General features: G+C 37.0%; 24 protein-coding genes and 3 tRNA genes. 17 read left to right on the top strand and 10 right to left on the bottom strand.

From position 1 onward, the window contains the following. Window positions 1–119 precede the first annotated feature (119 nt). Complete coding sequence (locus BHR79_RS01295; RefSeq protein WP_072560476.1) at window positions 120–1283, top strand: poly-gamma-glutamate biosynthesis protein PgsC/CapC; 1164 nt, start codon at window positions 120–122, stop codon at window positions 1281–1283. Further along, on the top strand, window positions 1280–2875 hold the full coding sequence (locus tag BHR79_RS01290) for a hypothetical protein (RefSeq protein WP_072560475.1): 1596 nt from the start codon (window positions 1280–1282) through the stop codon (window positions 2873–2875). The genes BHR79_RS01295 and BHR79_RS01290 overlap by 4 nt, the downstream gene beginning before the upstream one ends. A 40-nt stretch (window positions 2876–2915) precedes the next feature. On the opposite strand, the gene BHR79_RS01285 is transcribed toward BHR79_RS01290, so the two are convergent. Both BHR79_RS01285 and BHR79_RS01280 read right to left on the bottom strand, forming a co-directional pair. Further along, window positions 2916–2990 (bottom strand) — tRNA-Glu (locus BHR79_RS01285). A gap of 71 nt (window positions 2991–3061) precedes the next feature. Then, a complete protein-coding gene (locus BHR79_RS01280; protein ID WP_072560473.1) occupies window positions 3062–4288 on the bottom strand; it encodes a proteasome-activating nucleotidase in 1227 nt (408 codons plus the stop codon). 505 nt (window positions 4289–4793) lie between these two features. Here BHR79_RS01280 and BHR79_RS01275 point away from each other — a divergent pair. The 9 genes from BHR79_RS01275 (at window position 4794) to BHR79_RS01235 (ending at window position 10444) form a co-directional block, all read left to right on the top strand. Beyond that, complete coding sequence (locus BHR79_RS01275) at window positions 4794–5537, top strand: hypothetical protein (protein ID WP_072560471.1); 744 nt, start codon at window positions 4794–4796, stop codon at window positions 5535–5537. A 30-nt stretch (window positions 5538–5567) separates the two neighbouring features. Continuing rightward, window positions 5568–5816: a TIGR00304 family membrane protein gene (locus BHR79_RS01270; protein ID WP_072560469.1), complete on the top strand. Its 249-nt coding sequence runs from the start codon at window positions 5568–5570 to the stop codon at window positions 5814–5816. Then, complete coding sequence (locus BHR79_RS01265; RefSeq protein ID WP_072560467.1) at window positions 5813–6124, top strand: TIGR00304 family membrane protein; 312 nt, start codon at window positions 5813–5815, stop codon at window positions 6122–6124. Before BHR79_RS01270 ends, BHR79_RS01265 begins: the two co-directional genes overlap by 4 nt. 33 nt (window positions 6125–6157) lie before the next feature. Beyond that, a complete protein-coding gene (gene uvrB / locus BHR79_RS01260) occupies window positions 6158–8134 on the top strand; it encodes an excinuclease ABC subunit UvrB (RefSeq protein WP_072560466.1) in 1977 nt (658 codons plus the stop codon). Window positions 8135–8224: 90 nt separating this feature from the next. Beyond that, window positions 8225–8296 (top strand) — tRNA-Gly (locus BHR79_RS01255). 65 nt (window positions 8297–8361) lie between these two features. Continuing rightward, window positions 8362–9060, top strand: a complete 699-nt coding sequence (locus BHR79_RS01250) for a DNA alkylation repair protein (RefSeq protein ID WP_072560465.1) — start codon at window positions 8362–8364, stop codon at window positions 9058–9060. 53 nt (window positions 9061–9113) lie between these two features. After that, the gene (locus tag BHR79_RS01245) at window positions 9114–9614 is read left to right on the top strand and encodes an SOUL family heme-binding protein (RefSeq protein WP_072560464.1); all 501 of its coding nucleotides are present in this window, start codon (window positions 9114–9116) and stop codon (window positions 9612–9614) included. Between the two features lie 254 nt (window positions 9615–9868). Continuing rightward, window positions 9869–9953 (top strand) — tRNA-Leu (locus BHR79_RS01240). Window positions 9954–10057: 104 nt separating this feature from the next. Further along, window positions 10058–10444: a hypothetical protein gene (locus tag BHR79_RS01235; protein WP_072560463.1), complete on the top strand. Its 387-nt coding sequence runs from the start codon at window positions 10058–10060 to the stop codon at window positions 10442–10444. A gap of 210 nt (window positions 10445–10654) precedes the next feature. On the opposite strand, the gene BHR79_RS01230 is transcribed toward BHR79_RS01235, so the two are convergent. The 3 genes from BHR79_RS01230 to BHR79_RS01220 form a co-directional block, all read right to left on the bottom strand. Continuing rightward, window positions 10655–11329: a hypothetical protein gene (locus tag BHR79_RS01230; protein ID WP_072560462.1), complete on the bottom strand. Its 675-nt coding sequence runs from the start codon at window positions 11327–11329 to the stop codon at window positions 10655–10657. Window positions 11330–11442: 113 nt separating this feature from the next. Beyond that, a complete protein-coding gene (gene cas1, locus BHR79_RS01225) occupies window positions 11443–12645 on the bottom strand; it encodes a CRISPR-associated endonuclease Cas1 (RefSeq protein ID WP_072560461.1) in 1203 nt (400 codons plus the stop codon). Further along, a complete protein-coding gene (locus BHR79_RS01220) occupies window positions 12645–13553 on the bottom strand; it encodes a hypothetical protein (RefSeq protein ID WP_072560460.1) in 909 nt (302 codons plus the stop codon). The genes cas1 and BHR79_RS01220 overlap by 1 nt, the downstream gene beginning before the upstream one ends. Window positions 13554–13687: 134 nt before the next feature. Between BHR79_RS01220 and BHR79_RS10615 the strand changes: the two genes are divergently transcribed. Genes BHR79_RS10615 through BHR79_RS01205 form a run of 4 tightly spaced genes read left to right on the top strand, consistent with a single transcriptional unit; the run spans window position 13688 to window position 17475 of the window. After that, complete coding sequence (locus BHR79_RS10615) at window positions 13688–13828, top strand: hypothetical protein (protein WP_169818151.1); 141 nt, start codon at window positions 13688–13690, stop codon at window positions 13826–13828. Beyond that, a complete protein-coding gene (locus BHR79_RS01215; protein WP_072560459.1) occupies window positions 13828–14469 on the top strand; it encodes a hypothetical protein in 642 nt (213 codons plus the stop codon). Before BHR79_RS10615 ends, BHR79_RS01215 begins: the two co-directional genes overlap by 1 nt. A gap of 14 nt (window positions 14470–14483) precedes the next feature. After that, window positions 14484–14816, top strand: coding sequence for an HNH endonuclease signature motif containing protein (locus tag BHR79_RS01210; RefSeq protein WP_072560458.1), 333 nt, complete (start codon window positions 14484–14486; stop codon window positions 14814–14816). Continuing rightward, entirely contained in the window at window positions 14809–17475 is a 2667-nt protein-coding gene (locus tag BHR79_RS01205) for a DNA polymerase (RefSeq protein WP_072560457.1), read from the top strand. The genes BHR79_RS01210 and BHR79_RS01205 overlap by 8 nt, the downstream gene beginning before the upstream one ends. A gap of 230 nt (window positions 17476–17705) precedes the next feature. On the opposite strand, the gene BHR79_RS01200 is transcribed toward BHR79_RS01205, so the two are convergent. Then, window positions 17706–18635 (bottom strand): zinc ribbon domain-containing protein, encoded by a 930-nt coding sequence (locus tag BHR79_RS01200; protein WP_072560456.1) that lies wholly within the window; start codon window positions 18633–18635, stop codon window positions 17706–17708. A 634-nt stretch (window positions 18636–19269) separates the two neighbouring features. Continuing rightward, window positions 19270–21525: a DNA methyltransferase family protein gene (locus tag BHR79_RS01195; RefSeq protein ID WP_072560455.1), complete on the bottom strand. Its 2256-nt coding sequence runs from the start codon at window positions 21523–21525 to the stop codon at window positions 19270–19272. 309 nt (window positions 21526–21834) lie between these two features. Here BHR79_RS01195 and BHR79_RS01190 point away from each other — a divergent pair, with 309 nt between their 5' ends. Beyond that, the gene (locus BHR79_RS01190) at window positions 21835–22416 is read left to right on the top strand and encodes a HEPN domain-containing protein (protein WP_072560454.1); all 582 of its coding nucleotides are present in this window, start codon (window positions 21835–21837) and stop codon (window positions 22414–22416) included. Between the two features lie 326 nt (window positions 22417–22742). Here the strand turns inward: BHR79_RS01190 and BHR79_RS01185 are convergent, their stop codons facing one another. Further along, the gene (locus tag BHR79_RS01185; protein ID WP_072560453.1) at window positions 22743–23099 is read right to left on the bottom strand and encodes a hypothetical protein; all 357 of its coding nucleotides are present in this window, start codon (window positions 23097–23099) and stop codon (window positions 22743–22745) included. Window positions 23100–23467: 368 nt separating this feature from the next. Between BHR79_RS01185 and BHR79_RS01180 the strand changes: the two genes are divergently transcribed. Beyond that, window positions 23468–24316, top strand: a complete 849-nt coding sequence (locus tag BHR79_RS01180) for a restriction endonuclease (protein WP_072560452.1) — start codon at window positions 23468–23470, stop codon at window positions 24314–24316. Between the two features lie 247 nt (window positions 24317–24563). Here BHR79_RS01180 and BHR79_RS01175 read toward each other — a convergent pair whose 3' ends face one another. Beyond that, the gene (locus BHR79_RS01175; protein WP_072560451.1) at window positions 24564–24902 is read right to left on the bottom strand and encodes a hypothetical protein; all 339 of its coding nucleotides are present in this window, start codon (window positions 24900–24902) and stop codon (window positions 24564–24566) included. A 58-nt stretch (window positions 24903–24960) separates the two neighbouring features. Further along, window positions 24961–25836: a hypothetical protein gene (locus tag BHR79_RS01170; protein WP_072560450.1), complete on the bottom strand. Its 876-nt coding sequence runs from the start codon at window positions 25834–25836 to the stop codon at window positions 24961–24963. Between the last annotated feature and the right edge of the window lie 77 nt (window positions 25837–25913).

Below are 25913 nucleotides of genomic sequence, written 5' to 3'. Positions count from 1 at the left end.
TTTATTTATTTTATGGCGGTTGTGTTCCACTATGGGTAAATGTGTATATGGTAATGCAGGTAACTGTCTGCATTAATCGTTTGGAAAGACTAATATATATTTAACGCAATATATTATCTATGCTCATTGCGGTAATCCTGGCTATAATTGGAATTCTGGAAGTAATCATATTGACCCAGTTATTTGGTTACCGTCTGGGAGGTGTGATTGTTGTTCCTGTGCTTGCCATCTACACCTGCAAAAATTTCTTAATGTTGCCATTATTCATTGTAGGTGTTATTATTGCTTACATGGGCCTTCTCTACTTGCAGAAGAATACAATGATATATGGAAGAAATGAACTTGTTGCCACATTACTGATAGGTTCGGTATTTCCTGTGGTGGGTCTTTTTTCCCTGAAGGGACTTGGTTACGATTTCACTGAAGTTGTATTCTTTGGTAGTATTCTTCCCGGGCTGGCGGCTTATAATTATTCCCGTCTAAAGCCTCAATACAGGGTAGCGGATATATTGACTTCTGTGGGTATTTTTCTGGGGCTGATCGCAGCAGCCTGGTTGTTGATCAATCCTTTTATAGCTGAAACAATTGGCAGTCTCACCCCGCCAATTCTTTTCAGCCCGAAGTCAGATATAGCTTTACTAAAACAGGTTGCAGTGGACGTTTATCCTGCCTCTTCCATTATGAACCGTTTTTCTGCTTTTGTCCTGTTCATCGTTTCTCTGGCATTTTCCGAAATTGTCAGGCAGTCCTATGGAATTCGTGTAGGTGTTGTTTCAATGGCCATCCTGGCTATCTTCAGTCTGGAAAACAAGTGGTTCCTGATGCTTTACTTTTTCAACCTGCTTGCTTCCTTCATAGGCATAACCATAATCCAGAAAGCAACTCTGCTTTATGGAAGGAATCTCATTGGGCTTGGAACTTCTATCTCTCTTGCGTTAACAATTCCCTTTGTATTCATTTTCCCGGTATCTCGTGGTTTGTCCATCTTTTTCCTGGGTTTGATTGCCGGTCTAAATGCTTATAATCTACATGTCACTCCTCCTGCTGAGAGGAAATTGTTCATTCCTCTACAGATATCCATTCTGGCCCCTCTCATAATACTGGCCGGGATCCTGGGGGAGGGACAATCGACGGGTTTGTTCCATGAAGTGGGTATTTATCAGATACTTCTGGCTTTGCTGGCCGCTGTTATATCGATAGCTTTTGTAAAAATTAACTGGGTAGGCAAACCCATGGAAAAAAATGTATGGGATGCTTCTCTGTTCTCGGAGGGTGATGAATGAGGCGGGCTATTTATGAAATATATAACAAAAATGGGAAATGGACCTGGAGATTGCGCAGTGATGAAGACATTCTTGCTTACAGTGGGAAAATGTTTTCATTATCCTCGGAAGCCTGGGGGGAAGTGGACCGGGTGCGTGCCATGGCATCAAAACTTGCCGGGGTGGATGCATACAGGGAAGTACCTCTGAATGAAGTGCCTTCCATGGAAGTTGCCCATGCCGATGCAGAGGACTGGCAATTGAGCTTCTGTTCCGGAAATACGCTTGCATGTAGCGCCAAACACTTCGAGTTATCTGAAGAAGCGGAGAAAATGCGCCAATCATTGTTAATGGACATGATGGGTGCAGAAAAAAGCTTTGTAATGGATGAAAGTGATGACCTGCTGACTATCAAAGTAGGAGAACGCAGTCCCCTGAAATGTTTCAAATGTTTTCTTAAAAGAGGTATTAAGCATCGTGACCTGCTGGAAATGACGGACATACGTATTGATGTTGTCGGGATTCGTGGTAAATCTTCTACAGTTAGTCGTCTTTCTGAGATACTAATAAGGCGTGGTTATAATACATTGGCCAAGGTTACCGGCAATCGTCCCCACCTTATAATTAATGGTTATGCAATACCGATTGAACGTTTGGGTCCAAATGTCATGTTGTATGAAAACATCCATGGATACAAGGAATTTGTACCTGTAATAGAGTCCTATACTCCTGATGAAAGGCAGGACGTTGTCATCATTGAAAATCAGGCGATAACTGAATATACCACAAGAATGGTTAATGAGATTTTTGTGAAACCACGTATTATCGTGATCACCAATGTGCGACAGGACCATCTTTCCACCCTGGGCAGGGATAAGCGTGAGATTGCGAGGTCCTTTGCACGTTCAGTTCCCAGAAATACTGTGGTTATTAACTGTGAACAGAATCCTGTGTTGCAGGATTATATTAAAAAAGAAATTGAAAAACGTGGGGCTACTGCAATAAATGTAGAAATACCGGAAACGCACAGGGGTTTACTTGGTGCTGAAACCGTTTATGGGTTAAATTATGTGCTTGCTGAAATTGGCAGTGACCCTATCCCTGATGAAGAGTTGGATTCCTATCTGCAGTCAATGCAACCTCGGTGGCTGGAGCTTGAATCGGGTGTACTTTTTAATGCTGCTGAAGTGAATGATGTGGAAAGCACGGAAATGATACGTCAGCAGCTTGCAGGTAAAGAGAAGATTCTGCCCTTTGTTTACTTGCGGGATGAAAGAAGGGGTAGGTCATATTCTTTTGTGAAATATCTGAACCACCTTTTTGAAAAAGATTACATTGATGAGGTTTTCATGGGTGGCCGCACCACAAAGGCTTTTGCCAGGAATATCAGGGCGCCTACCCGCCAATTCAGCGCCGAGGCTGATCCGGCAGAAGTGCTTGATGAAATGGTCGGGATAGGATTGCCTGTTATCCTTATGGGTAATACCGTGGATGAGTTCATGAGGCAAATGGAGATTGAGATCTCGAAAAGGGTTGTAACAGGGGATAATGTGCATTATTCTCCTGAAGTTGACACTCTGGAAAAAGTTGGTTCGATTAATTTTAACTACTGATGCATTTTGCTGTATTTTTATTTTGGTGGTGAAAAATAGGTGCTCCGATCGGGATTCGAACCCGAGTCACAGGAGTGAGAGTCCTGTATGATTGGCCGTGCTACACTATCGGAGCGCATTGCCATGAGGGCACAATTCTAAAGCAATTTATGTTATATTAAGCTTTTGTAAAAACAAGAAGCGGGGTTAGGCAAACATCCCGCTTGCTGTGCTCTGTTCTTCTTCAGTTGTGACCTTGTTGAAGGCTTCAGTCAGATCCTTCATGGTGATTTGTTCGCCCCTGCGACGCAGGACAAACATCCCTGCCTCCTTGACAATGATCTTGAGGTCTGCTCCACTCAGTCCGTTTGCCATCTTGGCGAGTTTGGTCATGTCCACATCATCTGCAAGATTCATATGGCGGGTGTGGATCCTGAGGATGTCCTCGCGCGCTTTCTCATCGGGTATTGGTACCTCGATTACCCTGTCAAACCTTCCCGGGCGGAGAAGTGCCGGGTCAAGCAGGTCAATACGATTTGTGGCCGCTATGATCTTGACCTGGCCGCGTGGCTCGAATCCATCCATTTCGGACAACAGTTGCAGCATTGTACGATTTACTTCTGCAGAACCTGTGGTGCCGTCGTGGGTACGCATTCCGCCCACGGCATCAATCTCATCAATAAACAGGATGCATGGGGATTTATCCCGGGCCATCTGGAATACATCTTTCACAAGCCTTGCTCCTTCTCCGATGAATTTCTGGACCAGGTCCGAACCAGACATGCGTATGAAACTTGCATGCGCACGGGATGCCACTGCTTTGGCAATCAGTGTTTTTCCTGTGCCAGGGTCGCCATACATAAGGACGCCGGATGGGGGTTCGATACCGATCTTATCGAATAGTTCGGGTTCGGTAAGGGGCATCTCTACGGATTCGATTACCTCGTTGAGTACGTCATCCAGGCCGCCTATCATATCATAATCTACATCAGGGGAGTTGATTACTTCCATAATCTGGGCGCGCATGTCGGTTGCTTTTCGCATTATTGATACAATAGAAAATGCAGCATTGATTGATACACGCACTCCTGGTTCGATTTCTTCCTTGAACTCCGCGGGAATCTGTGTAACTACTTCCTGATTGTTACCATGCTGGCGGATAAGTGCCATGTCATCTTCTGTTTCCATGACAGTTGCAATGAAAAGGGGGGGTGATGTAATACGCTCGAGTTGCTCCTTGAGTTTTTCCATTTCCTCGAGGTAGTTGTTTGCCAGCATATTGGCTTCAAGAAGCTTTGCTCTCATTGATTCACTCTGGACTCGGAGTTCCTCATTTTCCTTTTTGAGTGATTCGATCTCAGAGTCCATCTCCTCCGCAGTATCGACATTATTATTGGTATTTTCAATAGGAGTATTTGCAGTTGCATCGGACATAATGCGTCCCTATGCATATCATCGAATATAAATCCACTCCTGTTTTCGGGTATTATCTGGGCGTGTTATATGTATTTTTACCTATGTTTTTATGACTCTTATCTGTGTTTTTACGCATATTATCTTGTTATATGTCTTGTTTCACACTTCTATACAGATAAAAACAACCCCCTTGTTTCCGCTGGAACAATAGGCAAGTTATGGTAATATTTATATCACTTTGTTCTCTTTCTTTGTTGTGAATAGGGGGAGAATATGGATTTTTAAATTGTTTACTTTTATTTTATTGTTTTTCACAAGTAAAAAACAGTTTAAAACAAATATATAACAAAAGACTTATATATGATCTTATCATATCAAATATTGCATATAATGGATGTGTGTGAAACTGTGATAACACTTCACAAATCAATCTAAACAATGCAAACCATAAATCTGAGGGGATGAATGGCTTTGCACTCCATTGCATCTGAGGGGATGAATGGACTTATGCAGAGGCTAAAGGATGAAAATTCGACTCGAGTTATTCGATGATGATGATAACGAGGTTGCCAGAGTCCAATTTGAAGGAGATACTTGGCAAAATCGCTCGATCCAGTTTATCAACATGTTCGGTGAGGCGCAACCTCAATCGGAAGAATCTTCATCTTTTAACCTTTCTTCACAATCACAAAACAGTCATGAAGTAAACACGCCTTCACATGCCGGTGTTCAATATACACCACAGCAGCAACAGGTTCCGCCACAGATGGTTCCTCCAAATTATCCGCCTATGCCAGCACAACATTACTATAATCCAATGTATTACCCACCGGTTTACTACCCGTCGATGATGCCACAACCCTTACCTCCCATGCAACCCACCACCCAAGCACCATCGATGTCCCAGCCACCTCATGTCCAGCAAGGAAAGCAAGGTGGTAGCGTAAACCGGTCTTTTCCTTCTCAACAGGTGAATAAATCAAAACCAGATCCCTCGTTGACAATAAGTGAAAGACTTGAATTGTTCCTGAAATACGAGTTCCCACGTATGTGGGGTACTTCACAGGAAATACAGCATCAGTATGAGCAGGTATATGGCCCAATCAAACTGAGCACTGTATCCACATACCTTTCCCGGATGTATCGTAAAGACCTCCTCCAGAGACGGGGCAATCGCACCAACCGGGAGTATCTTTATGTGGGCGATATGGAAGAGCAATCTTCAGTTCATCAGTCCTTTTCTCCAGGTTATATCCAGAGGACATGATATTTAAAATCTGAATCCCTATCTTTTCTCATGAGCTCAGCAGAGAATTCTATAACAAAGGGTTTCGTGCTGACTGCAATCGGCTTTTTTTTATTGTTTTTAGGTCTTATTACAAAAGTGATTGATGAAAATGGAACCCAGTCAGAATTTGGCGGGCTTGTGCTGATAGGTCCTATTCCAATTGTTATAGGTTCTTCTGAAGGTGTTTCCTATTCAATGCTTTTATTAGGACTTTTAATATTTGCGATTTACATTTTGTTATGGAGGACCAACCGTTGATCGGGAATTTACTCGTTTACGGAGGAATGACCCTTATCGGGCTTGGCCTTTTCCTGATAATACGGGGTGTCCGTGAACAACACGCATTTCACAAAAAACAGCCGTCATCACATACACATGGTACTGTGAATGGAGTTCAAACAGGTGATGAGGGAGATTATTTTCGCTCCGATGTGAATAGTGGAGGAGTGATAATGATCGGTCCCCTGCCGATAATTTTTGGCTCAGATAGCAACACTTCTAAAAAGGCGATGTTGCTTGCCCTCATTCTGATGCTGATTTACCTTTTGATGGTAATATTGGTATAATTATATACGTTTTCACAACAGATAGGATGTAATATGCCGGAGTTTGAACTTGTATCAAACTACAGTCCTCGTGGTGACCAGCCACAGGCGATCGAAAACCTCTCGAATGGTATAATCGGTGATTTTAGGCACCAGACACTGCTGGGTGTGACCGGATCAGGTAAGACTTTCACAATGGCAAATGTCATTCAAAATGTGCAGAGACCGACCCTTGTAATTGCTCATAACAAAACCCTTGCAGCCCAGTTGTTTTCAGAATTCCGCGACTTTTTCCCGGACAACGCGGTGGAATATTTTGTTAGTTATTACGATTATTACCAGCCAGAGGCCTATCTCCCCACAACGGATACCTACATTGAAAAGGATTCTTCCATAAATGAAGAGATAGACAGGCTGAGATTGTCTGCCACCAAGTCGCTTATGGAACGCAGGGACGTAATTGTTGTATCCAGTGTTTCATGCATCTACAACCTGGGTTCACCCAAGGAATGGCAGGAAATGTCCCTTTTCCTGAAACCGGGAGATGAGGTTGACAGGAGCTGGATATTCGGTAAACTTGTAGATATCCAGTATGAAAGGAATGATGTGGAATTCACCCAGGGTACTTTTCGTGCCCGTGGGGACACTGTTGAGATCTTCCCGGCGCAGGATAATGTAGCAGTGCGGGTAGAAATGTTCGGTGATGAGATTGACAGGATTTCTTATTTTGAACCCCTGACCGGAAAGGTTGTACGTGAAGTGGAAGATGATATGCAGGTTGTGATTTATCCTGCCAAACATTTTGTTATGCCCCAGTCACAGATTGATCGTGCCCTTGTAGCTATTGAAGAGGAATTGAAGGATACAGTTTCCGAATTTGAAAAACAGGGTCAATTACTGGAAGCCCAGCGTATAATGCAACGCACAAGGTTTGATATTGAAATGATAGAAGAGCTTGGGTACTGCAGTGGTATTGAAAATTATTCCCGTCATTTTGACGGGCGCAAACCAGGCGAGGCTCCTTCTTCACTGCTGGATTTCTTTCCGGATGATTATTTACTCATCATCGATGAATCCCATGTGACTATCCCGCAGATAGGGGGGATGCATAACGGGGATCGGGCACGCAAAAAATCCCTCATTGAATATGGGTTCCGTCTGCCTTCGGCTTTCGATAACCGGCCTCTGAATTACAGGGAATTCGAGGAGAGGATCAATCAGGCGGTTTATGTTTCCGCCACACCTGCGGATTATGAGCTGGGATTGAGTGATCAGGTAGTGGAGCAGATCATTCGTCCTACAGGGCTGGTTGATCCACCGGTCCAGGTCAGGCCTGTGGCCAATCAAATCGATGACCTGATGGAAGAAGTCCGGAAGATATCGGAAAGAGGTTACAGGACTCTTGTGACAACTCTGACTAAGAAAATGGCTGAGGACCTGACCGACTACCTGTTGGAGATGGGTATCAGGGTGCGGTATATGCATTCGGACATCGATACCCTGGAGCGGGCCGAGATCGTGCGGGAATTGCGTAAGGGTACCTTTGATGTGCTTGTGGGGATCAACCTGTTACGTGAGGGATTGGACATTCCCGAGGTCGCTCTTGTGGCAATACTTGATGCAGATAAGGAAGGTTTCCTGCGTTCGGAACGCTCTCTCATCCAGACGATTGGCCGGGCTTCGCGGAATGTGGATGCTTATGCTATTATGTATGCGGACAGGATTACCGGTTCAATGTCCCGTGCAATGGGTGAGATGGAAAGGAGACGTAATCTGCAACTGGAATTCAATCGCAAGCATAACATTACACCGACCAGTATCATGAAGGAAATTCAGCGTGAAATCGTGGAGGCTGAAGAAGTATCCACTCCTGCTACCGGAGTTGACATGGGTCTTTCCAAAATGGAGGCCAACAGCATGCTCATTGATATGGAGGCGGAGATGCATGAGGCTGCCCGCAACCTGGAATTCGAGGAAGCAGCTCGTCTGAGGGATGCTATCAGGGAAATGAGGGAAACCTATTCTCTCTAATTGTATTTTGCTGGTGGCAATACCGTGTATTCATAAATGGCATGGCCGAAAGGGTTATATCTGAAAAATACTATCAAGAGGTTGCAGTGAGCGTTGATGGTCTAGTGGCTATGACTGGGGCCTTCCAAGCCCTAAACCCGGGTTCGAATCCCGGTCGACGCATTCTCTTTTTCTTACAATCTTTTTTTGGACAAAGATATTTATGTTTAAGTATTTGATGTCTTTTCATGACAACAACAGATACTATTCTTGAAAAATTGTATGAGAATGCCAATCCCACTGCTGTGGATGGTATGAAAAATTATGGTATCACGCCATCTGAGGCATTGGGAATTTCAATACCGATTCTGCGCAGCATTGCAAAGGAGATAGGAACAAATCATGAACTGGCCCTTGAGCTTTGGAATATCGATTTGAGGGAGACTCGTATTCTTGCCAGTATGATGGATGAACCTTCAAAGGTCACGACAGAACAGATGGATCGGTGGGCAAGGGATTTTGATTACTGGGAGATCTGCGATCAGTGTTGCATGAACCTGTTTGAAAAGACCTCTCTTGCCTGGAAGAAGGCTTTCGAGTGGAGTGGCAAACATGAGGAGTTTGTCAAAAGGGCCGGGTTTGTTATGATGGCCCGGCTGGCTGTAAGCGATAAACAGGCTACTGATGAAAACTTTCTTGCTTTTTTCCCTGTAATTGAACGTGAAGCTGTCGACGGGCGCAATATGGTGAAAAAGGCTGTAAACTGGGCTCTGCGTCAGATAGGAAAACGCAGTCTGTACCTTAATAACAGGGCCATAGAATGTGCTGAACGTGTAGGAGATATTGATTCGAAAAGTGCCGGCTGGATTGCTTCGGATGCTCTGCGGCAACTTCGCAGTGAAAAGGTTCTGGAAAGACTTAACCGCAAGGCTGCTAAGAATCCTTGATTGGTTCGAAACAGTGATCAATGTTTGCTGCCCATGTATAATGGGGTTTGATTATGGGGGTTCCTACTGCTGAATATGATATATTGGAGAAGCCGGCTGATGATATCGAAATTCGTTATTATCCGGAAATGATAGTCGCCAGGACTAATGCATCGAGTTCTAATGAGGCTTTCAGGAAAATAGCTGCATACATCTTCGGCTCCAATGAAAATCGGCTGAAGATTTCAATGACCACTCCTGTGATAACATGTTATCCTCAGGAGAAGGAAGTGGAGATGGCTTTTGTGCTACCTGGCGAATTTACTTCCACAAAACCGCCTGCTCCTTTTTCAAAGGAAGTGGCCCTGCAAACACTGTCCCCTCGCAGGATTGCGGTGGTTAAGTTCAGGGGCAGCATATCCGATGCCATCATCTCCCATAAACGCAGTTACCTTGAACAGTTCCTGGATTCCCATGAGTACATCCGCACAGGCAAATTTTTCCGGCTAAGTTATGACCCGCCCTGGGTTCCGAATTTTTTGAAACGCCATGAGATTGGTATCAGGATTGAATGACATTTTTGCGCAACATTAATATCTGTGTGCGCCCATGTAAGACCACTTCCCGCACAGCCGTATCATCAGGTACGGGTTGTGATGCCGGAAGTATGCAGAACAATTTTCAATCTTCTTGCGGGGGTTGCCCAGCCAGGCCAAAGGCGCAGGGCTTAGGACTATATTCATAGGGCTGCATATTGTTTTCCACAAATTTGCTTTCAATAATCCGTCAATTTAATATGTAAGGTATGTATTTAACCAACATCAATCGGGCGAGGGTTGCCCAGCCAGGCCAAAGGCGATGGGCTTAGGACCCATTCTCGTAGGAGTCCGTGGGTTCGAATCCCACCCCTCGCACTATTTTTCTGGGATATAGTTATCTCCAATTTTTTGTACGCTATTTTATGTAAAATCTAGGGCATATAAAAAATATATATATTAGGAGTACATATTAAAAATATATGTTTTGTAATAAAACGACACTCATTCTATCCATTATTTGCATAGTATTTATATCAGGTTGTACAGGTAATTATGAAGTTATTGTTGATGGACAAAACACTTATGAATATAACACATTATCAAATGACAATATAATTGTGGAATGTTATTTCGATACTACAAATATTGGCACAATGGATGCTGATAATGTCCAGGTTGATTATTCACTTCTTTTCGATAATAGAATCTTAGAAACGAATACAATATATTTTGGTACAGTTAGGGATGGGGCGAATGTGCAAAAGAAAAGAACTCATTCTGTAACTTTAACAAACAGCGAATGGCATGAATTAAAAAGTAAAAATGGAAAAATCAACCTAAAAATTGATAAAGTTCGAGCAGAATAATATCTAATATATTTTTATAAGAATTTATTTGAATCTTTTGTAATATTTTTAGAAATAATATTTTACTTAAAGTTATCTTTAAAAGCACTAGATTTTGTAATATTATCTCAAATATTATTTAAGTAATTGAACAAGAATAATACGTTTTCAAAGCATCTGCATAATTAAAAATAATTATACTATGTAAGTTCTTTTTATGTTTATGTGGCCTCAGAGATGCTTCAGTCTATTTTGGAGTAGTCTTACTTTACAAAATGAAACACAAAATATGATTAATGTTGTTATAAAAATAAAAGCCCCTAAAAACAAATAAACTCCAATAATAAATGTAATTAATCCGAAAAAGGATATCTCTGGAAATTGTAAAACAAGAAAAATTAACATTAAAATAAATACTAAATTTCCATAGATCCCCATGTTAGACAAGTAATATTTAAAGATGTAATAAGTTATTTTAAATAATGGTTTTACCTTCCCCTTTTCTAGCTGAATATTACTTATTTTTTGGGAAAATCTTTCTTCTGACTTATTCAAATCCAGTAAAATCTTTGCATATATAAACATCAATCCGATTATAAAAATGAATATACTATATGCAACATTAAAATAATTAATATTTGAACGTTCTATAAAACTCAATATAATTTCTAATATATTGATATGAATATAAAAAGATAATAAATTTAAATCTTGTGAATAAATGAACAGCATTAAAGTATATATAAATATAGAACTTAAAACTGCTAATGATATTGCGTCAAAATAAGAATGATAAGTAATATTTTTAGCATATTTTTTTATCCCAAGCGCATATACTGCAAAGAAAAATGCATACAGAGTTACAATTGCTTGTAAAAAAAGAGTGACTACTTCCAAACTATGCATATGTATAAATGAAACAAAATTCTATAAATCATTTTTGTAGTCTATAAGATATAAAATTATATAAAAAATATAGTTGCTTATATTCACCTTTTTGTGTAAAAAAATATACTTAATTAATGTACTTCCCACATCTCCAACCTCTCCCTCACATGGGCATTTAAACTAAAAGGCTTACCAGACTTAGCATTCTGCTTCATGTAATGAAGAGTACCCTTAGAAAAACCCATCTTCTTCCACTCAGAGTAAGGCATATAGAGGATCTTCTGCCTCAACTCCTCAGAATCATCCCTTTCAACCTTATAGACTGGATCGACAAACTCCAAAGTCTTCCTTCTACCCGTAAGATAAAAAGCCAGTTCTCTTGTTTTCAACAACAAGATATAACTCCATGATGAGTTTTTACCTTTATACGTTAAACTCCTGTTTAACATAACGTTAAACTCAGAGGTTAATTTTCTAGCACCAGTCGGTTTAAACCTTAAACCATAGTTCTCAGTTCTGATAAAATCCTGTTTATCCATCACATCTCTTTCAATCAAATTCAGAACTGTAAGTTCAACAAGGAATCTGAAAGGCTCTTGAAGGTCATAGGCTAAACTGTATTTACTTGGATTCATTTCATGCAAGAAGCCTACATGTCCATCAAGACCAGCAGTATTAATGGCTCTTAAACATTCAGCCTCAAGGAGTGAGTAACCATAATTCAGCATTACATTAACCTTATCTCCTGCTGCCACAGGCCTCCTGTATTCATCAACCCTTGAATTAAACTCATATTTTTCAGGAATTGCTTTAGCATACTCTTTCCAGTACTTCCATGCAACTCCACCCTCAATACCAAGAATTTCCCTGACAGATTTTGTCTTTTTAAGTTTATCAAGATCTTCTGAAAAATCAAACTCAATCTCAGGATATCTCTGTTTTAAATACTCAAGAACACTCTCAGATTTGGAGATCTTGGCCTCAATAAACTTCCTTGCCAGTTTAACTCTGGTTTGTTCATCTTCAAAAGCATGATACTGAGCAAACTTGGTTTTGACATTGGTACTTTCAGAAGGTAACATTGTAGTAAGGAGTTTTCCATTCCAATCCAGAACTGTAATTTGAACATTATGTTTGATCAACCATCTGATAGCCTCAATTGTAAGATTGCCACTCTGCCCATAGATAACAACATTATCCACATCTACCCTTTTGGGATGGAATACATACTTCTGAGGATCTTCAGCAGTAGTGAACCTACCATCCTTGATATGCAGTTTTGCCCCGCTCACCCGCATATCGATTCCATGACCATTCAATAAAAGGAGTTTCATTATAACTCCTCTTCTAGTTTTTTCTGAATCTCTGCTTTTTCAGCATCATTCATTCGAAATGCCCTCATGCACCGACCCCTTATATTTGAAATGAACTGAGAAGCATCATATTTTCCTTCTTTTGTCAATTGCCTTTCAGCCTCAAATAGTCTTGAAGGATTTTTTATGATAATATCAGCAATCATCGAAGGGTCATGGGCATAATCCTCTTCTACTTCTAGAGGATTATCCAAGGCATTTGCATCTTTGATGAGCTGGTCAAGTACATATTCGTCTTTATAGTGGCTAAGTAAAAGGATGGCCACTTCTCTAGTGACCTTGTTTTTTCCGGCTGGTTCTCCATGCTTCTCCAGCACGATCTTTAGAGCGTTCAACAAGGCTTTTTTATCCGTCGGCTCTTTTCCTCTGTTGATGATGTAATTTTTGAGAGTAGTAAGAAACTTGTTTGTCAATTCTGCGTTCTTGGAGGCTAGATTTTGCACGATTAAATCTAGCTGAGTTTCATCAAAAGAGTAAATTTCACTGTATCGGTTTAATTCTTTCAAAGCAATCTGTTTATCAATTTCATCATCTGAAGCAAGAAGCTTGAGTACCTCATCAATATGTGTCTTCAATCGTAGCCCTTCCTCAGTAAACAGATATGTTGCCCTCCCATCATCTTCAGAAAAGCCATAGTTTTTAAGCTGGTGGTAATTCAATCTTATGATTTTACCAGATCCAAGCATATCTCCAAGTTTTCTATTAATTGTGGGTTTACTATATCCACCATCTACAAATTTGTCTCCTTTTTCGTTTGTTTGTGTATGCGCCTCAATAAGTACTTTAATCAACTGCTCTCTTCGCATCTTGCCATTCTTGTTTAAATACTGAACAACTTCCTCCTCAAAATCAGCCTCATTTTGTATCAATATTTCTACCTCTCACTATCTAATATAATATCATATTTGTTATGGTTTATATCATTAATGCTCATTTTAGTATTAAAATCAATATCATTGTTAATATCAGTATGGCTGTACATACAGTCTATTGGTGAAAACCAATGAATGAAAGTGAAAGAATAATAACAACACTTTCTCCTTATCTCAAGGAGACACTTGTACAGTTGTCAGATAAGTTTGGATGCTCTCAGGCTGAAGTTATCAGGATAGCATTACTGAAACTCTGGGAGGCTGAGAAATAATGGGAAGACCACGTTTCTCCAGAAAGCACAGAACCTATGGTGAGTGGCTCAATGCTCAATCAAGGACTTCCAGGTATGCAAAGGGGATAATCAGGAAACATCAGTATTCCCCTGATAAAAGTCTGAAGCAATTAAGGAATCTGAAGATAAGTGATTATGACCTCAGCAATACAGTATGGCAAAACCTGTCTTCAAGTCAGAAAAGGGATAGAAACCTATCCCTTGAAATTTTGAGGAAAATGAGACATGGTAAAACTCTGAGTGAGGCCACCAGTAAACTTGGAGTAAACAAACAGTTTGCTCTCAAGCATCTTGGAACACATCTGGAAAAAGAGGGTGGCAGATGGCAGGTCACAAAAACTGATTCTATTCAGTCTGAAATGCTGATCTACTCTGAAGATGAAGGAGTAACCAGTATTGTTGTCACCAATTCCAGAGATAGATCAAGGATTGGAAAATATTTTGCTGCTGTACAGAAGGCCTTGAAAACAGGAGATCCTTCAGGTCTTGAGAAGTTCAAGGATATGAAGATAAAGGATGCTGATGGTAACGAGTACAGACTTGAGACCAGCCTTGAGAGACTGTATGAAATTGGAGAAACTATTGAAGAACCTGAATTTCTGGAGATTTACAAGAGCTAAAGGAGGTGATACAGATGGATAAAGAAACATATCTAAAGGCTACAAGGAAGCAGAAGAGAAACAAGCAAACATCTCTTTGTTGTGTTGAATGTGGAGAGGATGATCTTTCTGTCATAGAGATGCATCATGTTTATGGTAGATGCAATTCTGATGAAACAATTCCTCTATGCAAGAGCTGCCATTTCAAAACTACAGCAGAACAGAACAAGGTAAGTCCTAAAAAAAGGTCAAAAAAGGCCAAACCTATTGAACAGAGGGGATTTTGGTTTATCTCAGTTGGTGCATTACTCAGGGGTATAGGGGATCAGTTGCTCAGTTATGGACATGAGTTGATGAAACATGACTAAGGTTGCTGTGAGGGGATACACCCACAAAGAAAAGAAAGCATGGAAGGGTGAAACTCCAACCACACCTTTGAGACATGATAGAGTATTGGTCTTTGATACTGAGACTACAACAGACCAGTACCAAAACATGAAAATTGGATATTTCCAGATATATCAGGATGGCTATATTCAGCATGAAGGGTTATTTTATGATCCTTCAATGCTGGATGTAAGGGAAACAAGAGCCTTGAATATCTATGCATCTAGACATACTATATCTATCTATACTCTATCTGATTTTGTAGATAATGTGTTCTATACAGAGGTATATGATTTCCAAACTTTATGTGTTGGATTCAATCTGGCCTTTGATATAAGCAGGATAGCCAAGAGATCTGGAAATTCCAGAGGGAAAAACAAAGGTGGGTTTACTCTTACTCTGTCAGATGATAGAGTTAAACCCCCAATTGTTATCAAAAAACTTGGTACTGCTTATTCCTTCAAATTCACAACAACCAAGCAAAACAAGGGTAAAGAGTATTTTGGGGGATACTTTTTAGATGCTCAAAAACTGGCTGAAGTACTCCTTCAATCAAAGAATCATATTTCACTTGATAAGGTAGGAGAGAGGCTCAATACCAACATTAAGAAAAAGAAGAATATAAAACATGGCCGAGTTACTGAGAAGTATATTGACTATCTTGTAACTGATGTCAAAACTACTTTTGAAGTTTACAGGGAACTTGTGAAAGAACTGGATCTTTATGGTATTGATATACCCATAACCAGAGTGTTTAGTGCTGCTTCTCTTGGTAAACATGCCATGAAACAAATTGGAATAAACCCATTTTTAGAAAAGAATCCTGATTTCTCTCCTGAGATGTTAGGAAATATAATGACTGCTTATTTTGGTGGCAGGTGTGAATGCAAGATCAGGAAAACACCAACCCAAGTTACAGTTCTTGATTTTACCAGTATGTATCCTACTATTACTTTAATGTTGGATCTCTGGCCATTTTTGATTGCTGACAGGATTGAGACTGAAGATGCAACAGAGGAAGCAAAAAAGATTCTTTCCAATATAGATCTTGATTATTTACAAAATCCAGATAACTGGCCTCATTTCAATATCCTTGTTAAATTGAAACCAGATGAGGATATATTGCCTGTAAGGATGGATTACAAAGGCAAGAATGAGAGTTATAATGTTGGATTAAATCATGTAAGTTCTAAAGATGGTTTATGGTATGCTTTGCCTGATGTTATCGGTTCTGTCCTATTAACTGGAAAGACCCCTGAGATCATAGAGGCTGTCAAGTTTGTTCCTGTTGGGATTCAGGATGACTTGAACATTCAGGAGATACTTGGAATAAATATTGATCCATCCAAAGAAAGCCTAACCAAGATAATGGTTGAGGAAAGGCAAAAGATAAAACAGGATATGAAAAGTCTTGATAAAAAAGATCCTGAATATCAACATCTAAAGAGCAGAGCACAGGCCATCAAGATTCTTGTTAACGCAATGAGTTATGGGATCTTTATTGAACTTAATCCAGAAGATAAGAAAAGTGATATTCAGGTTTATGGGCTTGATGATTTCAGTACTTCAGAGAATAGGTTTGAAAAGCCAGGTAATTTCTATCATCCTTTTGTGGCAGTCATGATTACAGCAGGTTCAAGGCTTTTTCTGGCTATGGCTGAAGCCAGACTCAAAGAACTTGGTGGAACTCATGCTTATATGGATACAGATTCAATCTTTGTTCCTCCTGAAAATGCACAGGAGATAGTTGATTATTTCCAGCCATTGAATCCTTATGCTCTGGATATTCCTTTATTGAAGCCTGAGAAAGAGGATATGTGGTTTTATGGGATCTCTTCCAAGAGATATGCACTCTACAACTTAAACAAGGATAAAATTGAGTTCATGGAAGGAGAGAGATCTTACAAACTTCATGGGCTTGGTCATTTAACAAATCCGTTTCCAAAGGATGTTGAAGATTGGCAGGCTGAAATTTGGCAAGATATACTCAAGTTACATTATGGGATTATTTCTGAGGAAGATATTGTTGAGAAATATTCTAGCCTGTATGCAATCTCTCAGCTTACTGTCAGTACTTCCAATGTATTGGATAGATTCAAGGATCTTAATGCTGTCAAGGAATGGAGAGAACAGATCAAACCATTCAATTTCTTTCTGGTTGGGTTTCAGACAACAGAAGAAAATGACAAGGTTGTCAAGCCTTTAGCACCTTTTACTAAGGATTATCAGAAGATAGTTTATGAGTCTTTTATTGATTATCAGACTGGAGAAGTCAGGCAAGGATCTTACTATTTCAAGCCATTAAGCAATACGATTCTTGAGTATATAGATCATCCAGAGCATAAGTTTGGGGGTGATACTGGCACTCTTGCAAGAAAACATATTGATATTGATGGGTTTGTGTATATTGGTAAAGAGGCCAATGATATTGATGAGCAGGAGTTGGATGTTGTAAGACCTCAAAAGTTCATTGATGGAAAAGCAGTGGAGAAGTTTATTCTTGGTTTAACTCCTGAAGATGCCAGAAGGATTGGAATTAAACATAGGAGTGCTTTGGCTTACTTGAAGAAAAAAGCAAAGGAAGGAGAGTTGAATTTTAAGAGTAGGAATATGGAGAGAATTATGGATGCTTTTATGTAAAGCTCTGAATCAATAAAACAATAAGTGTTGACATACATTATTTTGTTTATGTCTCAAAATGATAAAATCCATGAATACAAGATATTAACAAAGCATTTGAAATAAATTTTGAAAAAATCAATAATTTAAACAATAAAGCTTTTCGCGATGAAACTGTAATTTTAATTGTTGCAGTCCTTGAAGTTTTCTGGAAAGATGTTTTTGAAATATATTCAATTTCATAATGATATTTACCCATATTCTAATAATGCATTTAATTCGGTTTTAGCCTGTAAAAAATCTCTTTCTTTTTGATGAAGATTTTCTCTTGCAATTTCAAGACCACTTCTTAGTGAGGCTTGCTCATAGGCATCAGCCTCATTAAACTGTTCAACCAATTCATTATAATATAATCTATAATTTTCATATTCTTGATATTTATATTCCCAAGTGGTATATACATTTAAAAAACTTTGATAGTTTTTAGGGTTGTCAAAGAACCAACCCGAATAATACACATCATCATATGTAAGATAACCACTGGTACATTCTATAGCTACCCAATTTTGTGGTGAAACTTCTGCTATTACCCAAGCATGATTGATATCTTCTAAATTTGCATCCTTCATATCTACATTACCCACGGCAATTTCAGCATTTATTCCTTTACTTTCTACTAAATTCCAAACATCCATTGCCATGTTATCGCAATCAAAAACATCATCCGATACGTATGTATGGGTTTCATAGTAGTTTTGTACAATTTCTTCACAAATTTGAGTGTTTTTTTGTTCTTGTGTTAAGCTATGGGTAATATCAGAATTTGAAGCAACGAATCCTTCTCCACCTTCACCTTGTACAAACGCTCCCTCACCCCCATAAAAATCACTACCAATATTATACAGGCCTATAAATAAGGAAGAAATAACCACAGCACAAATTATATATGCACATATTTTTATAAAAACCCACGAATCTGGATTTTCTTTTTTAATAGATGTGTTATTTTGGTTGGCTGTATCTAACTCAATATATGATTCATCCTTCCTACTTTCTTCATTTTTTACATCAAGTGTAGAGGACAATATTTCTTTTTCTATTTTTTTGATTTTAGTTCCACATTTTGAGCAAAATGCAGCATCATTATCATCTATTTCTGAACCACAATTATGGCAATACATAATACCACCCAATAATCAAACTATATTTAACATGATATATTACATCATTTTATAAAAAAGTATAATGATAATGGATCATAAACCGTTTATTATAAAAATGTTCCTTTTGCGAAAAAGTGACACTCTTTTAAAAGAAGATGTGAATTGAACGTTCTGTACATTTATCTGGGTTTCAATTTAAAAGATTAACCCAGTAGTTAATTTAAATAAGTCTGTAAATACTTAGCGTACAAAAAATTAGAGATAACTATATCCCCGCACTATTTTTCTGGGATATAGGTATCCTGAAAATAAGATACTCAGAATTTTAGAAAGTTTTGGTTCGAATTTTATCACTCACACATAAAATCGGGGTTATAGGTAGAATTGAAAAATACAACCACCAAAAAATTATATTAATTCGTATTTTATACTTACTAACTAATAAAAAGCAACATTTGACCAAACTGCATTAATCTATTTTTGAAAGGACCTACTACTCAAAATACATTTATCACTTTGTGCATGGATACTCGAAATGCTGATGAAAAGAATATATTTTCATCATTAATGATTGTTTTTTTGGAAACTGTCTAAGAGTACTTTTTATATTATATTTGGTAATAGTTAGAATCTTCATAACTCCCTTCTTTCATTAAGTAAAACTTTTTATCAAATCCTCTAGGTACTGATTTTTTCTAAATATTTCTGATTCATTAATAACTTGATAAGAAACAAGGCGTAACCCTTCTTTTTCCACTCTATTATAGAAGTAACTAGCAGATTGTGGAGATTCAGTGACCTGAATAAATGGGACCAGTTCAAGAACCCTATCATTTCCAATGTTATACATATATAATGACCCTGTAATTAACGTCATACTCAATTGCAATGTTTGACGTTCAAGAAGAGGATTTGAACCCATTACTAATTTAACTTTACACTTAAACTTTGACTCTGTCAAAGCATCAATTCCTGATGGCTCGGCCTCCACAAGCTTATATTGTTGGAAGAGATCACCTATTATTTTATGCAAATTTGATAGTTGGTTTTTCAGGTGGTCATGTCTTTCACGAGCTTCTTTTTGGGAAACAGCCCCTGTGTGACCACTCCAATCATTGCGTTTTTTATTAGTTTCGTTTATTAAATTAACTAAAGATTTGGATGACAATATTTCTAATGGTTCTAAATCAGCTGTTTCATAAAGTGCATTTGTAGCATCTTTATCATCTTGTTTTCCATTAATCATTGAACGTAATTCTTTCGCCAATATACTTGTTATAGAGGCCCACAAACCAAAAGTTGGTTTTTCAAATGAAAAATTATTCTCAGCCATTACTTGTTTTATTTTATTTTTCAATGGCTCCCAAATAGCTGGCTGTTTCTTAAATGCACTAATATGCACCGTTGCGCAAAATTCAGCAAATCCTTCATAAAAAAGCAAGAGCCGTTCATATTTGTCTTTGTCTGTTTGGTCTACTGTATCATATGATCTAAGAATTGAAGCGAGGGGGTATGGAAGAGATTCTATCCAATCGCCAAATACTTCCTCTCTATTAATTTTTTCTAAAGATGTTATGACCTCTGACACATTTAAAGGTTGATACCATATTTTGGACCCAAGCTCATCTAGATCAGACTTCATTTCTTGAATTGAAAGAAGAGCATCTAATGCCTTACGCTGATCTATAACAGAAGGCAAGTAAAGGTTACTTAATAGAAGATTGCTCTTATTTATTCTGGGTATAGTTATTCCTTGCATTGCTGATTCCCGAAAGGCAATACCCAATGTTGTATTAAGCCATTCAGCTAAATATTCAGGTAAAACAACATCATGATTGACTATCAGTTGCAAATATGATTTCAATTTCGGAGATAGATCGTTTTGATGAGTTTTTGCTTCTGTTGTTGCCATTTGAGGCAAATAAACCGCATCTGGGTGTTCATCAAATCTTTCAAAATCTTTTCCTCTCTTTTTAGGAGTATTTATTGTGTGAACTACCTTATCAAAAGGAATGGGTTTAAGTCCTCTTTCTGAAGCAAGTTTTTTTGCTCTTTCTTTTGCTTTGAGAGATTTGATCCCATTAAAATTATTGGGGTCTACCAATCTTCCTTGATTTATAGTTTCTCCCTCTTTTCTTTTTGAAAAGCATTTTATCAATTCATCATATTCATCATATTTTTCAGGAACTTCCCCTACGAACAAAGTATCATGATTGACTTTTTCAAAAATTGCAAGATAAAAAGGTATATTTGTTGTAGTAAATGTTCCCGGACGGAATTGCAATAATGCTGACAGGTATAATCCGTTGTTTTCTAGAGACACTTTTATTGATTTTTTGCTTTTATCCCAAGCAATGCGAGGTGGTACTACAAAAGCAATTATTCCTTCCTTGGACAACATTTTTGCAGTTTCCACTAAATTATTATTGACATCCCCCTTGTTATTTATTGGTGGTATGCCTATTATTGCATCGTAGTTATCTTTTAAATTATCTTTGAGATCAATAATATTTCCAATAGTAAGCGAAACTTTTGGCATATTTACTGATTGTATTATTTCTTCAGATTCATGCAAACTGCTTACAATGTCGACATTTTGAACATTTTCATTTTCTGAGATTATGCCCCCTAACAAACCTAATTTCCCTACTGGATCAAGAATATTTTTAGACTTTCTCGAATTAAGCAATATATTGTATAATTGGATAACTGAAAGTGGTACTTCCCAATGTCCATAGTTAGGAGAATTATACTGTTGAAGTTTGAGTAAATCGTTTATGCCAAGTATTTGATTCTGATTACGCAACCATCGAAAAATAGAAATGAAATCGGATTTTGTGTTTTTCTCTGCATGCTTATATAGCTCATATAAGTCTTTGCTATGCGTCTCTTTTTTATATGTGCCCATGCTATTCAATCCAAGTAAATTGTATCTGATATTCCATAATTAAAATTTCATTCTTCTTCATATTATATATTTTGTAGGTCTTTATTAAGCATTTTTCATTTAAATCTATCATTATAATATCTATCTGTGTTGTTTATCCAGAGGTAGTAATTTCTATAGAAATCTGTTCCCCACACTTAATAAAACACAACAAATTTATAATTTATCACACAATTATTATGCAGTAAGATTTATATGATGAATTATAAATTTGTTGTGTTTTTTGAGTGAAGGTATAAATATGGCATAATTATATACGAGAGAATGAGTATGAAATATGTAAAAGAATTTGTAAAACTCGCAAAATCTGATTTAAAATCTTCAGTTGTATTATATGAAAATAAATGTTATCCACAATCAATCTTTTTCTTTGCCCAAAGTGTGGAAAAGGCAAACAAAGCACTTGCTTTATCTTCTGGAAAATTCGATGAAGAATCCATGCTAGAAATCAGACACGATCCTATGGAAATATATAAAAGAATGCTTATTGACCAAAAAGAAAAATATCAAAGATCTGCTAAATTACTTAATCATATTCCAGAAATTAATGAAATATTTTCTTTGATTGAAATATCACCTGAAGAAAATATAGTACACTGTGAAAATGGCTTGCGGGAAATTGGCAAGATGCAAAAATCTAAGCGTAATCCTTATTTCTTATCAACCCGCGAGATAAATGATATTTTTCAGAGTGTCTCTGAATTAGAAATTTCTATTAAAAAAAGTATTGAATCCTTAGATCAATCTTCGATAGATCTAAAACAATGGAAAGACAATATAAATCAATTAGTTAGTAATTTTGAGAAATGTGAATATATAGATAAAGAACAATTGGGATCTGTTAATATTTAATCTGAATTGAATGACTCACAATTACTGCAACTTTCGATTGATATAAAAAAAATAATATTGCAGGCCCTTAAATTCATAAGTGTATTGGGACCACTTTATGTTTTAGCAAAAATCCCACTAACTCATTCAATATTATCACGTTATCCGATAAGAACAAAAAGTAATAGCAAATCAAGGCTTAGAAATGTCATATATCCCACAAGTATTTATAGCCAAGAACTACCAATTGTTAAAAAATTACCTGACTTAATAGAATTACAATACAAAACCATATCTAATCTCAATAACTATCTTATTAATTATGTTTATTAAGGCCATGAATCAATTCAATAAGTATAATTATTATCTACAGATAATGAAGCCAATAATAAAGAAAGCATCAAAAAAACAGATGCTATCATGGTAAAATGAATTATTAGTATGCCACTAATAAAAGCAAGTAATATAGCAATCATACCCAAAACTCCACCATAAAACCACGCACTTATAATTGATATTAAAGTAGTTATGCTTGGTAGTATTAATAGAAACCCAAAATTATGTTTTGGTGTTAATGTATTCCCAATTTTTACTAGTTGTTCAATTATTAGGGATTCTGGATTTATTCCAACAGCAATCCATAAACCACTTACAAAGCCTAATCCAACAATAAACTCTCTAATAAAAAGTTCATCTTTCTTCATACCCAATCATTAAATATACTTGTACAAAATAATTTCTCTTAAACCAAAACATATTTTGAATTAATATATTGTCAAATATATAAAACCACTATTAAAATAAATCATTCTATTTTAAGTAAGAACAAAGAATACAGATACCGTACAAAAAATCTAAGATAACTATATCCCCGCACTATTTTTCTGGGATATATACAACGCGAAAAAAGTGTACGGCGTTTTGCACTCTGTACGCACAACCATTTTTTTAATTTCCTAAGAAAAAATGTACACCTTTACCCAAAAATAAAAAACTCAAATAACCACATTTATCATTAAAAAGAAATCATTATCAGATACTTTTTTAACCATGACAATTAATTTAATTTTTAATGGCACGAAAAGGGAAAGAATTAGAAGAAACGGTTTCTCTGCTACATAAAATATTAACAAAAGACGAATATGAAATTACCTCTCCAGATTTTCTAATCGACAAAATTACTGGGCAGCAAAGAGAAGTTGATATCTCAATTAAAGCAAACATTGGCTCCATACCTTTAACAATAATCATAGAATGCAGAGATCGAAATACTAAACAGGATTCAATGTGGATTGAGCAATTAGCAACAAAGTGTCAAAATCTCAACGTTCAAAAAGTAATAGCTGTTTCATCTAACGATTTTACAGAACCAGCAAAAACAACGGCAAAACATTATGGAATTGAAACACGAGTGTTAAGTCAAATCGGCAAAGAAGATATCCATTCTTGGTTTTTAGGTGATTGTCTACCAGTAATACATAAGCAATATGAAATTATAAAAATACTTACTTTTGAATTAGTTGATTATAATGGTAATAATATTAAATTTGAAAGTGATGAAGAAAAATTCATGTCCAATAATGAAAAGTTATCTTTGAACGAACTGTTCTATCAAGAAGTAATTGTAAAACAAAGTGAAATATTCAAAGATATTCCAGAAGATGGAATTCGAATTCAAAAGAAAGTTGCATTTGCTGATAAAGACCAAATCTATAAAATGGAGATTTCTGAAACTGAAATGTATCAGTTAAAAGGTTTTACTGCTGAAGTTCATTTGTGGAAGGAACTAAAAAAGCTCCCGATTTCAGATATAATCCGCTATGAAGATTCAGATATGACCTTTCTTGAAGGAGTTAGTTTTTCAGAGCTTGAATTCGGTGAAGGTGGGAAGATTAAAATGGGTCTTTATAAGCATATTTGAGTAAATAGATTAGAGAATAATTAAATTAAACTTAAGGATATCTTCCTCATCTCCTTCGTATTCAAATTAAAATGCCCTTCTTTCGCCCTATTTTTTCAATTTATTCAATGTACTCCTACTATTAATCCCGATTTCTTTAGCTTCAGCAGGAGAGATAGAATTGCCCAGTGGAATACGGCAGAATATCTATATTGCAATAAACGAAATAGGAAAATTCACAATTATATTGCCTGAAGATTATTGAGTATTATGAAAGGTTGCATTTGAGAATATTTTGTATATTTTTTTGTTTTGATTTCTCATACAGAATAATAAAAAACAACCAGAGAATTTTGTCTCTGGATAACTTAATATAGGATTCAACCATGAGTACTCTCATTTTCATCCTGACAGGGGCGGATGTAAAATCTGCTAAAAGTAGATTTAAGTACTGCTGCCCTTCAAAGGTATTACTAAGCACTCTTTTACTAAACATTTCATAAATACATAGTTTCATATTTTCTACAACTAATTCAGAATTAATTACAAATTCTCCAAAAGACACATAGATACCGTTTGTTATTTTAGAATGTTCTTCATGACTCATCTATTACTCCCCTTTATAGACGAAATTGTCTTTTTTCATAACATCGCCTCTCCAAAACTTATTCTTTTAGAGAAGCTAGCCGGTCAATCAACTTTTTTTCTAACCCTCTCAAACCCTCGCCATTGTTTAGATATACTATATGCCGATGATGTCTCAAATCAAAAGGTATACTGTCGATACTTTGAGTTATTGGTATAACATGTTTTCCTAAAGTATGGGCAATACCAGCTTCATAAAATACATTTTCATTTCTATTTGAAAAATCAACAATAACAATTGATGAACGGCATATTAGTTCAAAAATATCTTGAATTATGACACTATTTTTCCAGAAATCATCAGCTCTGTGAAAGGGTATTCCTTCGCTAACACAGGCTGCTTTTATTGCGGAATATACATTATCAAATTCTTTCGAAAAAGGCATCATTATGGAAACGCAGTTTTTCATTGTGGAACCTTTAGGCAATTCAAAAACAGAAGGAGAAAAAGTCATCACTCTTTTTTTCTCATCCCTATTTACTGATGTAGATACAAAGTCACCTTTTCTAGAATGAAGTTGAACAGCACCGTTTTCTTCTTTTTCAACAAACAAGTCTTGTAAAGATAACAGCTTATTTACACGTTCAATGCCTAAATTTTGTTTTTCTTCAGAATCAGGAAGATCAAGAAAATTCACTGGATTTAATATGTGTTCAATTACAGCAATTATTTCTGGAGACGGAAATACGGAATCTGAAGGTGTTTCGGTGTTTATTTCGCTTAACACGTCTCTTACCCAATATCTTCGGGTAGATCCATCATGAGTATAGTCAAAACCAAGCTCTTGAAAAAAATCAGTTAATTGAGATGATTTGCGATACGGTAAAAAATCAAAATCCTCACCACAAATCAAGCGTGATAATTGGTTAATAGTGTTTTCTTTGAGCCGCGTCATAGTTTTTTTATTATCTCTAACATTAGAAAACGTTTTCTTATTACTAACTTTAACTAAGTAAAGATGAAGTTAGTTTT

It is taken from the genome of Methanohalophilus halophilus, from assembly GCF_001889405.1.
GTDB classification, from domain to species: Archaea; Halobacteriota; Methanosarcinia; order Methanosarcinales; family Methanosarcinaceae; genus Methanohalophilus; species Methanohalophilus halophilus.
The sequence above is the reverse complement of the archived record's forward strand: the minus strand, read 5'-3'. Positions and strand labels throughout refer to the sequence as shown.